The sequence below is a fragment of the Variovorax sp. Soil_C_26 genome, from assembly GCF_057657075.1.
Map to the genome: position 1 here is coordinate 71,991 of NZ_JBDGJC010000011.1, position 12,362 is coordinate 84,352.

A 12,362-nucleotide genomic window follows, 5' to 3' on the forward strand; every position below is an offset into this window, starting at 1 on the left:
TCGGCGCCGCCCCTCGCGCCGCAAGGGCCGAGCGGAGCGGGCTCAGCCCTTGATGAAGGCCAGCAGGTCGGCGTTGACCTGCGCCGCATGCGTGGTGCAGGTGGCGTGCGGCGCGCCGGCATACACCTTGAGCTGGCTGCCCGCGATCATCTCAGCCGCCAGCTTGCCGGTGGCCTCGAACGGCACCACCTGGTCGTCGTCGCCGTGGATCACGAGCGTGGGCACGTCGATCTTCGCCATGTCGGGGCGAAAGTCGGTCTCGGAGAAGGCCGTCACGCAGTCGATCGTGGCCTTGATCGACGCCTGCAGCGCGATCTGCAGCGTCTGCTTGGACACGCCCTGCGACACCGTTGCGCCGGGACGGTTGGTGCCATAGAACAGCGTGCTGAAGTCATCGAGGAACTGCGGCCGGTCGGCGGCCAGCCCGGCGCGGATGCCCGCGAACAGCGAGGCATCGGGGCCCACCGGATGGTCGGCGGTCTTCATGAAGAGCGGCGTCACCGCGCTGATCAGCGCGAGCTTCGCCACGCGCGCGCTGCCCTTGCGCGCGATGTAGCGCGTGACGTCGCCGCCGCCCATCGAGAAGCCCGCGAGGATCACGTCGTTCAGGTCGAGCTTCTCGATCAGTTCGGCGATGTCGTCGGCGAAGGTGTCGTAGTCGTAGCCGGTCCAGGGCTGGCTCGAACGGCCGAAACCGCGGCGGTCGAACGCGATGACGCGGTAGCCGCGCTCGGCGAAGAACAGCATCTGCGCGTCCCACATGTCGGCGCTCAGCGGCCAGCCGTGGCTGAAGACGATCGGCTGGCCGGTGCCCCAGTCCTTGTAGTAGAGCTCGGTGCCGTCGCGAAGGGTCAGTGTTGTCATGGTTTTTTCTTTGGGAGTGGATGAAAGATACGAGAGAAGAATGAAAGAAAGGTGAAGCGGGAAGCGCGTCGTTTTTTCAGAGCGCCAGGAAGTGATGCACCTCGGGCCGCCCCGGTCCGATGTGGAAGCGCAGCGCCTCGGCCTGCAGGTCGGCATCGGCCTGCGACACGCGGTGGTGCTGGCGCAGGTGCTCGGCCCACGACTCCACGAGGAACCATTCCATGATCCGCTCGGGATCGCCCGTGTGTTCGTGCAGCCCCCAGGCATAGGCGCCGTCGCGGCGGCGTTCGAGCGACAGGCGCTTCATGGCGGCCATGAACGCCGCGCGGTCGTCCTTGCGGATGCGGTACTCGACCTGCACCATCACCGGCCCGCGGTCATGCGCCACGGGCTCGGCCAGGAGCGGCTCGGGCCAGTGGTTCGACGCCTGCAGGTCCGCCTCGCCGGTGGGCAGCTTCACGCGGTGGAACACCAGCCCTGCGATCACCAGCCCGACCGCCCCCGCCACCAGCGTGGCGGGCACGCCGACCTGCTGCGCCACCAGGCCCCAGCCCAGGCTGCCCGCGGCCATCGCCCCATTGAACACCGTGAGGTACACCGCGAGCCCGCGCCCGCGCACCCAGTTCGGCAGGATCGACTGCGCCACGCCATTGAGGGTGGTGAGCGCGATGATCCAGCCCAGGCCCAGCAGCAGCAGGAGCAGCACCGCGAGCCACTTCGGCGGCGCGAACACCAGGCTGCCCATCACCGCGGCGGCGAGCAGTGCGGCCAGCAGCAGCATGCCGTCGGCATCGAGCCGGGCCCGCAGCCGCGGCATCACGAGCGCACCGCCGATCGCGCCCGCGCCCACGGCGCCGAGCAGCACGCCATAGAAGCCCGCGCTGCCGCCGAGCATCTGGCGCGCCACCAGCGGCAGCAGCGCCCACACCGAGCTCGCGAAGACGAAGAACACCGCCGCGCGCAGCAGCACCACGTGCAGTTCCTTGCTGGCGCGCGTGTAGCGCAGGCCGGCGCGGAAGGCGCCGAGGAAGTTCTCGGACAGTCCGCTGTCCACCGCCGCCGGCCGCTTCCACCAGAGAAGCGCCGCGATCACGAACACATAGCTCAGCACGTCGAGCCCGTAGGTCGCGGCTGCGCCGAAGCTTGCGAGGATCAGCCCGCCCGCGGCCGGCCCGATCGAGCGCGCGATGTTGATGCCCAGCGAGTTCAGCGCCACCGCGCCCTTGAGGTCGGCGCGCGGCACCAGCTCGGGCACGATCGACTGCCAGGTCGGCCCCATCAGCGCGGCGCCGATGCCGCCCACGAACGTGAGCGCGATCAGGTATTCGACCGTGAGCGCGCCGGTGTGCGACAGCACCAGCAAGGTGCCGCTGACCGCCGCGAGCACGAGCTGCACAAAGATCAGGAAGCGCCGGCGGTCAAGGATGTCCGAGAGCACGCCCGCCGGGATCGCGAGCAGGAACACCGGCAGCGTCGCCGCCGTCTGGATCAGCGCCACCGCCGTCGGGCTCGCCGACAGGTCGGTGACGAGCCACGAACTCGCCACGTCGCGCATGAAGCTGCCGATGTTGCCGAGAACCGTGGCGGCCCAGAGCACTGCGAAGACGGATTGGCGCAGTGGCGCGAAGGCGCCTTTTTGAGTTTCGGCCATCACACCGCCCAGCAGGCGCAGCCGAGCGCGCCCCAGAAGCTCTTGAGGTCGGCGATCGGCAGCTTGCTGCTCCAGGCCGTCGCATGCTGGTGGCCGTGCACGTTGCAGTCGTTGGCGCAGGCGCAAGCCATTGCCGCCCTGTGCAGTGCGTTCTGCAGCGGCGCGCCCTCGGCCGCATCGGCCCAGCCCGCATAGCCGCCGAAGGTCCGCGCGGGCGACCAGTCGGGCATGGCGGGCGGTGGCGCGCCTTCGTCGAGCGCGGCGAAGGGCCCCGCGCCATAGACCACCTTGCCGCCCACCATCGTGAGCAGCGCCGTGGTGTCGGCAATGTCCGATTCGGCGCAGGCGAAGAAATCGCGGTCGGGCACCACGAGGTCGGCGAGCTGGCCGGCCTCGATGCGGCCCTTTTTGCCCTCCTCGTTGGAGAACCAGGTGACGTTCTCGGTCCACATGCGCAGCGCCTGCTCGCGGTCGAGACAGTTGCGCTGCGGGTACAGCTGCATGCCGCCCACGGTCTTGCCCGTGACCAGCCACGACAGCGACACCCACGGGTTGTACGAGGCGACGCGCGTGGCATCGGTGCCGGCCGAGACCTTGAGGCCGCGCTCGAGCATCTTCTTGACCGGTGGCGTCGCCTCGGCCGCGCCGGCGCCGTAGCGCTCGACGAAGTATTCGCCCTGGTAGGCCATGCGGTGCTGCACCGCCACGCCGCCGCCGAGCGCGGCGATGCGGTCCATCGACTTCTCGGAGATGGTCTCGGCATGGTCGAAGAACCAGTTCAGGCCCGCGAGCGGCGTGTCCTTGTCGACCTTCTCGAACACGTCGAGCGCGCGCTCGATCGTCTCGTCGTAAGTGGCGTGCATGCGCCACGGCCAGCGGTTCTGCGCGAGGATGCGGACCACGCCTTCGAGTTCGCCTTCCATCTCGGGCGCCAGCTCGGGGCGCGGCTCGCGGAAGTCCTCGAAGTCGGCCGCCGAGAACACCAGCATCTCGCCCGCGCCGTTGTGGCGGAAGTAGTCGTCGCCCTGCTTGTACGTGGCCTTCGCGGTCCAGTTCAGGAAGTCCTGCTTCTCTGCCTTGGCCTTCTGCGTGAACAGGTTGTAGGCCAGGCGGATGGTGAGCTGCCCGTCGTCGGCCAGCTTCTGGATCACCGCGTAGTCGTCGGGATAGTTCTGGTTGCCGCCGCCCGCGTCGATCGCGCCGGTCACGCCCAGGCGGTTGAGTTCGCGCATGAAGTGGCGCGTGGAATTGAGCTGGTAGTCGAAGGGCAGCTTCGGCCCCTTGGCAAGCGTGGCATAGAGGATGGCCGCGTTCGGCTTGGCCAGCAGAAGGCCCGTCGGGTTGCCGTGGCCGTCGCGCACGATCTCGCCACCGGGCGGCGCGGGCGTGTCCCGGGTGTAGCCCACGGCGCGCAGCGCGGCCGCATTGAGCAGCGCGCGCTCGTACAGGTGCAGGATGAACACCGGCGTGTCGGGCGCCACCGCATTCAGTTCGGCGATGGTCGGCAGCCGCTTCTCGGCGAACTGGTGCTCGGTGAAGCCGCCCACCACGCGCACCCATTGCGGCGCCGGCGTGACTGCCACCTGCCGCCGCAGCATGCCCATCGCATCGGCCAGGCTCTTCACGCCGTCCCAGCGCAGCTCCATGTTGTAGTTGAGGCCACCACGGATGATGTGCAGGTGGTTGTCGATCAGGCCCGGCAGCACGCGCCGGCCCTGCAGGTCGATCACGCGGGTGCGGCTCGCCGCGAGCGGCAGCACGTCTTCGGCGCGGCCCACGCGGACGAAGCGGCCGTCCTGGATGGCCACCGCGTCGGCGCCCGGGTTGGAACGGTCGAGCGTGGTGAAGCGGCCGTTGTGCAGGATCAGGTCGGGCGCGGCGTTCTCATCAGCCATGGCGGGTGTCCTTCGCTTTCTGTGCGGGGTCGGTCGGCAGGCACTGGGGCAGCTCGCCGAACACGTGCGGCTTGACCTGGTGGTGCAGCCACGAACTGGCCGCGGTCGGCGGGGCCATCAGGCTGCGCACCAGCGGCGGCAGCTGCTCGCCCACGAGGATGCCGAGCAGGCCGACCAGCGCGATCACCGGCGGCGCCGGCGAGCGCACCTGGAACAGCGCGTAGATCACGCCGACCAGGAGGCCCAGCGCAAGGGAGACGATGTAGGGCTTCATGGCCGGTGCTTTCGTTTTGACGTGCTTCGCCGCATTAGCCTTCGTGGGCGCCGAACATGGCCTTGGCGTAGTCGATGCCGATGCCGTAGGCGCCGCCCACCTTTTTGGCGATGCCGGTCGTGAGTTCGTAGGTCTCGCCGCGTGCCCAGTCGCGCTGTAGTTCGAGCAGGTATTGCAGCGAGGTCATCGGCCGTGCACCGGCCTGCACCATGCGGTCCATCGCGCGGTTGTGCGCCTCGGCCGAAACGTCGCCGCAGGCGTCGGCGATCACGTACACCTCGAAGCCCTGGTCAAGCGCCGAAAGCGCCGGACCCACGATGCACACGCTGGTCCACAGGCCCGCCAGCACGATGCGCGGCTTGCCGATCTCGTTCACGCGAGCGATCACGGCCGCGTCTTCCCAGGTGTTCATCGAGGTGCGGTCGAGCATCTTCTGGCCCGGAAAGGCCGCGCCGATCTCGCCGAACATCGGGCCCGAGAAGCTCTTCTCGGCCACCGTCGTGAGGATGGTCGGCACCTTGAAGCCGGCCGCCGCCTGCGCCACCAGCGCCGCGTTGTTGCGCAGCGTCACCGCATCGATCGAATGCGTGGCAAAGGCCATCTGCGACTGGAAGTCGATCATCACCAGCGTGTGGTCGTCGGGGGTCAGCAGCGTGGCGCCGGCGGTGGGGGTGGCTTGGATGGACGGCATGCAAATACTCCAGAAGTTGGACAAAGGTTCGATTCGATTCACAATGCGCTTCGGGAACATTTCCCTTGGCTTAGGTTCGATCATCGATGCCTTTTTGCCGGCGATTGGCGAAACTTTTCAGCGTCATTGTTCGAATTTTTCGAACGTTGATTTTCGGAGGACCCCGCGTGCTCAAGCTCAGCCTCGAAGCCATCGAAGTCGTCGACGCCATTGCGCGCCATGGCTCCTTCGCCGCCGCCGCCGCGCGGCTCAACAAGGTGCCGTCCACCATCTCGTACGCCGTGGGCAGGCTCGAAGAGCAGCTCGGCATGCGGCTGTTCGAGCGCCACGGCCCGCGCGTCCATCTCACGGCCGCGGGCGAAGAGATGCTCAAGGAGGGCCGCTGGCTGCTGAATGCCGCGAGCGATCTCGAATCGCGCATGCGGCAGATCGCCACCGGCTTCGAGTCGGAGCTGCGGCTGGTGCACGATTCGATCATTCCCACGCCATCGCTCATCGGCGACATCCACGCCTTCGAGGCGCTGCGCTGCGGCACGCGGCTGCGCGTGGGTTGCGAGGCCCTGACCGGCACCTGGGAGGCGCTGCGCGAAGGCCGCGCCGACCTCGTCATCGCCGCGGGCGAGGGCCCCGCGGGCGGTGGCTACCAGGCGGCGATGGTGGGAAGCCTCGAGTTTGCGTTCTGCGTGGCACCGAGTCATCCGCTCACGCGGCTCAAGCGCCCGCTGCAGCGCGGCGACCTGATCGAGTGCAATGCGATCGTCGTGGGCGACAGCGCGCGCACGCTGTCGGACCGCACCGTCGGCCTGCTCGCCGGGCAGCCGCGCATCACCGTGCCCTCCATGGCCGCGAAGATTGCCTGCCAGGCCGCCGGCCTGGGCCACGGCTTCCTTCCACGCGCCTGCATCGCGGGCGAACTGGCGCGCGGCACGCTGGTCGAGCTGCCGGCCGAGGAACCGCGCGCACCCGAGGCGTTCTGGCTCGCATGGAAGACCGGCGCCGAAGGGCAGGCGCTGCGCTGGTGGCGCGAGCGGCTGAACCGCACGCTCGTGCCTGCGTTGCTGCCGCGGTCGGTGCTGGCGGGCTGATCAGCCCCGCTGCTGCGCGCGCAGGCGGTCGAGCGCCCGGTCGAGGAATGCCAGGCGGTCCTGGCCCCAGAAGCGCTCGCCGTTCAGGATGAAGGTCGGCGCGCCGAACACGCCCGCCTCGACGGCTTCGGCGCTGTTCGCGCGGTACACCGCGAGCACTTCGGCCGACTGCTCCTGCGCCTGTAGCGAGGCACCGTCGTAGCCGTTTTCGTTCGCCACCGCAATGCGAACCTCGGCCTGCGAGGTGTCGCGCTCCTCGGCCCACAGCGCGCGCAGCAGCGCATGCGAGAGCGGCTGCGCATCGAGCCCCTGCATTTGAGCGGCGATCACCATCCAGCCCGGGTACTTGTTCCAGTTCGGGTCGACCGCCGCGCCCTTCGGGTAGTAGGCCGGCTCGAGATTGAGCGGCATGCCGAGGAAGTCGCGCCAGCGCGCCAGTTCGAGCGCGTGGTACGTGCGGCGCGGCTCGGGCCGCGTCTTCAGCGGAATGCCGCCGGTCTGCGGCACCACCGCCTGGAAGTCGTAGGGCTTGAGCGCGAGCCGCACGTGGTGGCGGCGCACGATGTCGTGCAATTGGGGCCCGCCGAGGTAGGCCCACGGGGACGAGAGGCTGTAGTAGCAGTCGAGCGCGATGGAGGTCATCGCGGCATTATCCGATTCAGCCGCAGCGCGCGCCGGCGATGCGGCCCTGCGCATCGACGTCGACATTGAGCCGCTTCGGATCGGTCGGCGCCGGCAGTGGCTCGCCGGGGGCGGACGTTCGCACGGTGCTCGATCCGGTGCGCGAGAGCAGTTCCTCGAGCAGCGGCTGCGCGACTGGACGGCCGAGCGCGTAGCTCGCCTGGGTGGCCTGGCATCCAGGGTCGGCGGGCACGGTCACGAAGGTCGGCGGCGGCGGGACTTCGGAGGTGAGCGGTCGGAATTCGGGTTGGGTCTGGCAAGCCGCGAGGAACACGGTTGCAACAAGGAGCGCCGCGCCGGTCAGGGACTTCGCCGTGCGGCGCCCGCTCGCGGAATGGAAACCAGTGGGGGGTTGCTGTCGGGTGTTCTGCATCGGCCTGCCGTTCTTTCGTGTCTGCAAGTGCAACGGCATCGTAGCGCGACGCGATTCTTGAGTTTCAGGCAAGTATCTTCTGCCTGGAACCTGCTTATTCTGCAAAGACAAACGTCACACACTCCTCCTTGTCACAGAAGGAGTGCCTCATGCCCATTGCCCTTTTCGCGCTCACCCTGAGCGCCTTCGCCATCGGGACGACCGAGTTCGTCATCGTCGGCCTGCTCCCCACCGTCGCTGCCGACCTCGGCATCGGCCTTCCGTCGGCCGGCCTGCTGGTCAGCCTCTATGCACTGGGCGTGGCCATCGGCGCGCCGGTGCTCACCGCGCTCACGGGCCGGCTGCCGCGCAAGGCGCTGCTGCTCGGGCTGATGGCGCTGTTCACCGTGGGCAACCTGCTTGCGTGGCAGGCGCCGGGGTATGAATCGCTGATCGCTGCGCGCGTGCTCACGGGCCTGGCGCATGGGGTCTTCTTCTCGATCGGCTCGACCATCGCGACCGGCCTGGTACCGAAGGACAAGGCCGCGAGCGCGATCGCCGTCATGTTCACGGGCCTCACGGTGGCGCTGGTCACGGGCGTGCCGCTGGGCACCTTCATCGGGCAGCACTTCGGCTGGCGCGAAACCTTCCTGGCGGTCTCGGCGCTCGGCGTGCTCGCCTTCGTGGGCAGCTGGATCTTCGTGCCCGGCAACATCCGCCACACGCCACCGGCTTCGCTGGCGCAGCAGGCCAGGGTGCTGGCGGAGCCGCGGCTGCTGCTGGTGTATGCCAAGACGGCGATCGGCTATGGCGGCTCGTTCATTCCGTTCACGTTCCTCGCGCCGATCCTTACCGAGGTGTCGGGATTCAGCGCCGGCGCGGTCGGCTGGGTGATGCTGGTGTACGGTGTGTCGGTGGCGCTGGGCAACATCTGGGGCGGCCGGCTGGCCGACCGCATGGGGCCGATCCCGGCGCTGAAGATCATCTTCGCGCTGCTCGCCGCAGTGCTGCTGGTCTTCAACTTCGCGGCGCCGCACAAGTGGCTCGCGCTGGCCGCGGTGCTGATGTGGGGCGCGGTCGCGTTCGGCAACGTGCCGGGGCTGCAGGTGTACGTGGTGAAGCAGGCCGAACGCTTCACGCCGCAGGCGGTGGACGTGGCCTCGGGCCTGAACATCGCGGCCTTCAACCTGGGCATTGCGGGTGCGGCCTGGGCCGGCGGGCTGATCGTGACCCACCTGGGGCTGATGCACACGCCATGGATCGGCGCACTGGTGGTGCTGGTGTCGCTGGCGCTCACGCAATGGAGCGGAACGCTCGACCGCCGTGCCGGCATTCCGGTGCGCGCAGCAGCAGGCCCGGTGGCGGTGGGCCACTGATTCCTTTTCTTCTTTTTTCTTTCTTGATTGATTCCAACGCACAAAGGAACGCGACCATGACGACCACCAACCCCAAGACCTCCAACCCCGCCGACAGCACGGCGGTTCCCGCCTTCGGCCTCGGCACCTTCCGCCTCAAGGGACAGGTGGTGATCGACTCGGTGAAGAACGGGCTCGACCTGGGCTACCGCGCGATCGACACCGCGCAGATCTACGGCAACGAAGCCGAGGTGGGACAGGCCATCGCGGAAAGCGGCGTGCCGCGCGGCGAGCTCTTCATCACCACCAAGATCTGGACCGACAACTACGCCAACGACAAGCTGATCCCGAGCCTGAAGCAGAGCCTCGCGAAGCTGCGCACCGAGCAGGTCGACCTCACGCTGATCCACTGGCCCTCTCCGGGCCATGCGGTGCCCGTGGCCGAGTTCATGGGCGCGCTGGCCGAGGCCAAGGCGCAGGGACTCACGCGGCTGATCGGCGTGTCGAACTTCAACATCGCGCTCATGAAGGAAGCCATTGCGGCCGTGGGCGCCAAGGAGATCGCCACCAACCAGATCGAACTGCATCCCTACCTGCAGAACCGCAGGGTGGCCGCTTTCGCCCAGAGCCAGGGCATCCACATCACCTCGTACATGACGCTGGCCTACGGCAAGGTGCTCGGCGACCCGGTGATCGAGGCCATCGCGAAGGCGCACTGCAATGCCACCACCGCGCAGGTGGTGCTGGCGTGGGCAATGCAGCTCGGCCATGCGGTGATCCCGTCTTCGACGAAGCGCGCGAACCTCGAAAGCAACCTCGCGGCGCGGCAGCTTCGCCTGACGGACCCGGAGATGGCGCAGATCGCGGCGCTCGAGCGCGGCGAGCGCCTGACCGATCCGGCCGGGCTGTCGCCGGCGTGGGATTGAAGGGGCGCGCGCCGGCGCTGTGCCGCCTGACGGCTGCCGCTAGACCGGCTTGAAGCCCCAGGCCTGCGTCTCGAATCCGGTGAAGCTGATCGGATTGGCGAGCGCCGGCGCGGCCGAGGCATCGCCATCGAGCTCAATGACCGCGGACGCCTGCTTGTTGCTCGCGCCGTACTTGCTCTGGATGTACCAGTAGCCCAGCTCTTCGGTCGGCTGCAGGCTCCACAGCTGCGTGTCGGCGTCGGCCGCCGAGATGGGCTGCATCACGATGGGCCCCGACCCGCTCGTGGCGTGCGGCTGCAGCGTCATGACGTAGTCGGTGCCCATCATCGTCTGCAGGTACCACCAGCCCGGTGCCTCGGGCCCTGCCGGAACGAAGCGCCATTGCTGGTTCTCGGTTCCCGTGGGCTTGGCGCCGAAGCCGATCACTGGCGTGCCCTTGTCGGTGCTGCCATTGTCGACGTCGAGTACGTACTGGTTGCCGCTCATGTGCTGGATGCAGTACGGCCCGAGGTTCAGCGTGCTCGCCGAGCTGCCGGCCGACGCCGCCCGGGGCACAGCCGTTGCTGCTGCAGCAGCAGCGCCCTTCTTCCCGGTGCCGGAGCTGGCCACCTGCTCGACGGGGCCGTCGGGCAGGTGGTCCCACCAGTACGCTTCGATCAATGCCTCGGCGCGCGCCGTGTCGGCGGTTCGGCCCTTTTCCTGCAGCAGGTCGATGGCCTGCTGGTAGGTCGTGTTCTCGGGAATGAAGAACGGCAGCCGCGGGTTGATGTTCACATAGCGGTCGCCAAGCAGCATGCCGGCCAGCATCGGCATGAGCTCGGTCGAGGTGCCGTTGAGGCACATGTCGAGGATCGGCCCGGGCTTGGACTGGTTCATGAGAAAGGGTGGCGTGCTGTTGAACGGATCGGCGACGCCGTTCATCCACTGGTCGGCGCCCCAGTCGCCGGTGTCGCTTGCGATCCAGTCGTACATCAGCCCGGTGCCGATGGTGATCGCCACGATGTTCTCGAGCTTGTGCCCGGCGCGCACGGCCAGCGAGATGGCCGCGACCGTCGGATCGTGGTTGAAGAAGGCGCCGTCGACGTTGCCCTCGTACGAGCCGAGCTGCCCCGGCATGGCGCCGCTCGAGGTCGCGGCCTTGGCGATCTCCACGTCGCCGTGGCCCGGGATCATGTTGGTGTACATCACGGGCTGCCAGGGAACGGGCGTCATGACGCCCTCGGAGGAGGTTTCGAGCTTGCCGACATTGAAGGTCACGAACAATGCCTTCTTGCGCTTCAGCTCGCTCACTTTCAGCGGGCCGTGCAGCAGGAACTGCGAGTCGTAGACCTTCTGGATCGAATAGGCGGGCGCCCTGGGATCGGTGCTCATGGCGTCGTAGAAGCCGAGCTCCCCCTTGGGATCGGTGAAGAAATCGATCAGGTGCTGCGGCTTCTTTCCCGCGAGAAGCTCGCTCGTGATGATCGAGCCGGTCGAGCATCCGGCAATCAGGTCGGTGTGCTCGATAAGACCCGGAAATCGCTTGTAGAGCTTCTCGAGAATCGTGACCGACATCAAGCCTCGTATGCCGCCGCCGACGAACGAGAGGATGGTGAACTGCTTGTCTTTTTCCATGTGTCAACTCCTTTGAAAATGGCTCCCCCACTCAGGGAAGCGGAGTCTCTGGCGGCGCCCTGGGAGCGTCTACGCGTGGAATCCCGTTCAATCCATCGATGTACTGGGCCGTGCCGCGCGGCGCGCAAGATCTGCAACAAAGGTAGTCGTCCGCGTCGCGCCGTGCTCACGCGACAGCATCATCGAACGCATCGAGTGCATGCCTTAGTTCACCCGCCTCGGCAGGGGTCAATGCCTGCGCCCGCACGCGTGGTTCAGCCCGCTGCTGTGAGCCAGCGGCCCGTGGCCGGGCACACGCGAACGCGGGCGCCGTTCTGCCGGACCTGCGCTTCGTCGAACTGCGCCGCGGCCGCAGGATCGGTGTCGAACGCGATGCGCAGCGCGCGCGCGACATCGGGGTTCGCCACGGGCAGCTCCCAGCTCAGAAAGCACTGCGTCACGTCACTCCCCGCCGCGAAGTGCGCAGCATCGAAGCCGCTGCTGCCGCGCCGGACCACGGCGTGGGGCTGCGCGGTGTCGAAGGCCAGCGCGGTGCCCCTGGCCAGCGGCACGCGCAGGCCGACGTCGGGAAAGTGCACGTCGAGCCCCTTGTCGTCGCTCATGAAGAGGTTGCAGAAGACGGCGCTGCCGTACTGCTCGGCGTCGTGGTGGTACCGGGCGCCGCGGCAGGCCATGAGCGCCAGCGCGCTGCCGTCGAGCACGCCGGGCATGCCGAGCGCGGCGAGCCAGTCGGCCATCGCCTGCACCGAGCGGCCATGGTCGGGCCAGCGCATGCGCGCGCGCGCCAGCGGCAGGGGCTCGACGTCGCCGGGCTCGAGAAAGAGGCGCGTCGCGATCTCGCGTTCCCAGTCGGCCACGAGTCGCGCGGGCGGGGCGGGCACGTCGAGCGTGCCGACATGCACGGCGTCGCTCACGCTGCGGCTGCGGATCGCATCGCCGCACCAATGGAAGGCGGTCAGTCCGTCGCGCATGCC

12 protein-coding genes are annotated in these 12,362 nt (G+C 68.4%); 3 read left to right on the plus strand and 9 right to left on the minus strand.

Annotated features, from left to right (window positions below; all coding sequences use genetic code 11):
* Positions 1 to 42: 42 nt before the first annotated feature.
* From AC3A6G_RS23830 to AC3A6G_RS23850, 5 genes are all read right to left on the minus strand, one after another.
* On the minus strand, positions 43 to 864 hold the full coding sequence (locus AC3A6G_RS23830; protein WP_487874759.1) for an alpha/beta fold hydrolase: 822 nt from the start codon (positions 862 to 864) through the stop codon (positions 43 to 45).
* A gap of 76 nt (positions 865 to 940) precedes the next feature.
* A complete protein-coding gene (locus AC3A6G_RS23835) occupies positions 941 to 2,515 on the minus strand; it encodes an MFS transporter (protein WP_487874760.1) in 1,575 nt (524 codons plus the stop codon).
* Positions 2,515 to 4,410: an amidohydrolase gene (locus tag AC3A6G_RS23840; protein WP_487874761.1), complete on the minus strand. Its 1,896-nt coding sequence runs from the start codon at positions 4,408 to 4,410 to the stop codon at positions 2,515 to 2,517. Before AC3A6G_RS23840 ends, AC3A6G_RS23835 begins: the two co-directional genes overlap by 1 nt.
* A complete protein-coding gene (locus AC3A6G_RS23845) occupies positions 4,403 to 4,684 on the minus strand; it encodes a XapX domain-containing protein (RefSeq protein WP_487861726.1) in 282 nt (93 codons plus the stop codon). Before AC3A6G_RS23845 ends, AC3A6G_RS23840 begins: the two co-directional genes overlap by 8 nt.
* 34 nt (positions 4,685 to 4,718) lie before the next feature.
* Positions 4,719 to 5,375, minus strand: a complete 657-nt coding sequence (locus AC3A6G_RS23850; protein WP_487861727.1) for a hydrolase — start codon at positions 5,373 to 5,375, stop codon at positions 4,719 to 4,721.
* Positions 5,376 to 5,542: 167 nt separating this feature from the next.
* On the opposite strand from AC3A6G_RS23850, the gene AC3A6G_RS23855 reads away from it, so the two are divergent.
* Positions 5,543 to 6,460, plus strand: coding sequence for a LysR family transcriptional regulator (locus AC3A6G_RS23855; RefSeq protein WP_487874762.1), 918 nt, complete (start codon positions 5,543 to 5,545; stop codon positions 6,458 to 6,460).
* On the opposite strand, the gene AC3A6G_RS23860 is transcribed toward AC3A6G_RS23855, so the two are convergent.
* Together AC3A6G_RS23860 and AC3A6G_RS23865 are read right to left on the minus strand one after the other, a co-directional pair.
* Positions 6,461 to 7,102, minus strand: a complete 642-nt coding sequence (locus tag AC3A6G_RS23860; protein WP_487874763.1) for a DsbA family protein — start codon at positions 7,100 to 7,102, stop codon at positions 6,461 to 6,463. It lies immediately after the preceding gene.
* A 16-nt stretch (positions 7,103 to 7,118) separates the two neighbouring features.
* Positions 7,119 to 7,514 (minus strand): I78 family peptidase inhibitor, encoded by a 396-nt coding sequence (locus AC3A6G_RS23865; RefSeq protein ID WP_487874764.1) that lies wholly within the window; start codon positions 7,512 to 7,514, stop codon positions 7,119 to 7,121.
* A 149-nt stretch (positions 7,515 to 7,663) separates the two neighbouring features.
* Here AC3A6G_RS23865 and AC3A6G_RS23870 point away from each other — a divergent pair, with 149 nt between their 5' ends.
* Positions 7,664 to 8,869 carry an MFS transporter gene (locus AC3A6G_RS23870; RefSeq protein ID WP_487861731.1) on the plus strand — a complete coding sequence of 402 codons (1,206 nt, stop codon included), beginning with the start codon at positions 7,664 to 7,666 and terminating at the stop codon, positions 8,867 to 8,869.
* A gap of 56 nt (positions 8,870 to 8,925) precedes the next feature.
* Complete coding sequence (gene dkgB / locus AC3A6G_RS23875) at positions 8,926 to 9,774, plus strand: 2,5-didehydrogluconate reductase DkgB (protein ID WP_487874765.1); 849 nt, start codon at positions 8,926 to 8,928, stop codon at positions 9,772 to 9,774.
* A gap of 39 nt (positions 9,775 to 9,813) precedes the next feature.
* Here the strand turns inward: dkgB and AC3A6G_RS23880 are convergent, their stop codons facing one another.
* Positions 9,814 to 11,388, minus strand: coding sequence for a patatin-like phospholipase family protein (locus tag AC3A6G_RS23880; protein WP_487874766.1), 1,575 nt, complete (start codon positions 11,386 to 11,388; stop codon positions 9,814 to 9,816).
* Positions 11,389 to 11,642: 254 nt separating this feature from the next.
* On the minus strand, positions 11,643 to 12,359 hold the full coding sequence (locus tag AC3A6G_RS23885) for a hypothetical protein (protein WP_487874767.1): 717 nt from the start codon (positions 12,357 to 12,359) through the stop codon (positions 11,643 to 11,645).
* Positions 12,360 to 12,362: the final 3 nt, after the last annotated feature.

Coding starts and splice junctions, on each gene's coding strand:
- AC3A6G_RS23835 (WP_487874760.1), bottom strand. CDS start 2,515: ATGGCCGAAACTCAAAAAGGCGCCTTCGCGCCACTGCGCCAATCCGTC.
- AC3A6G_RS23880 (WP_487874766.1), bottom strand. CDS start 11,388: ATGGAAAAAGACAAGCAGTTCACCATCCTCTCGTTCGTCGGCGGCGGC.
- AC3A6G_RS23840 (WP_487874761.1), bottom strand. CDS start 4,410: ATGGCTGATGAGAACGCCGCGCCCGACCTGATCCTGCACAACGGCCGC.
- AC3A6G_RS23885 (WP_487874767.1), bottom strand. CDS start 12,359: ATGCGCGACGGACTGACCGCCTTCCATTGGTGCGGCGATGCGATCCGC.
- dkgB (WP_487874765.1), top strand. CDS start 8,926: ATGACGACCACCAACCCCAAGACCTCCAACCCCGCCGACAGCACGGCG.
- AC3A6G_RS23830 (WP_487874759.1), bottom strand. CDS start 864: ATGACAACACTGACCCTTCGCGACGGCACCGAGCTCTACTACAAGGAC.
- AC3A6G_RS23860 (WP_487874763.1), bottom strand. CDS start 7,102: ATGACCTCCATCGCGCTCGACTGCTACTACAGCCTCTCGTCCCCGTGG.
- AC3A6G_RS23845 (WP_487861726.1), bottom strand. CDS start 4,684: ATGAAGCCCTACATCGTCTCCCTTGCGCTGGGCCTCCTGGTCGGCGTG.
- AC3A6G_RS23865 (WP_487874764.1), bottom strand. CDS start 7,514: ATGCAGAACACCCGACAGCAACCCCCCACTGGTTTCCATTCCGCGAGC.
- AC3A6G_RS23870 (WP_487861731.1), top strand. CDS start 7,664: ATGCCCATTGCCCTTTTCGCGCTCACCCTGAGCGCCTTCGCCATCGGG.
- AC3A6G_RS23850 (WP_487861727.1), bottom strand. CDS start 5,375: ATGCCGTCCATCCAAGCCACCCCCACCGCCGGCGCCACGCTGCTGACC.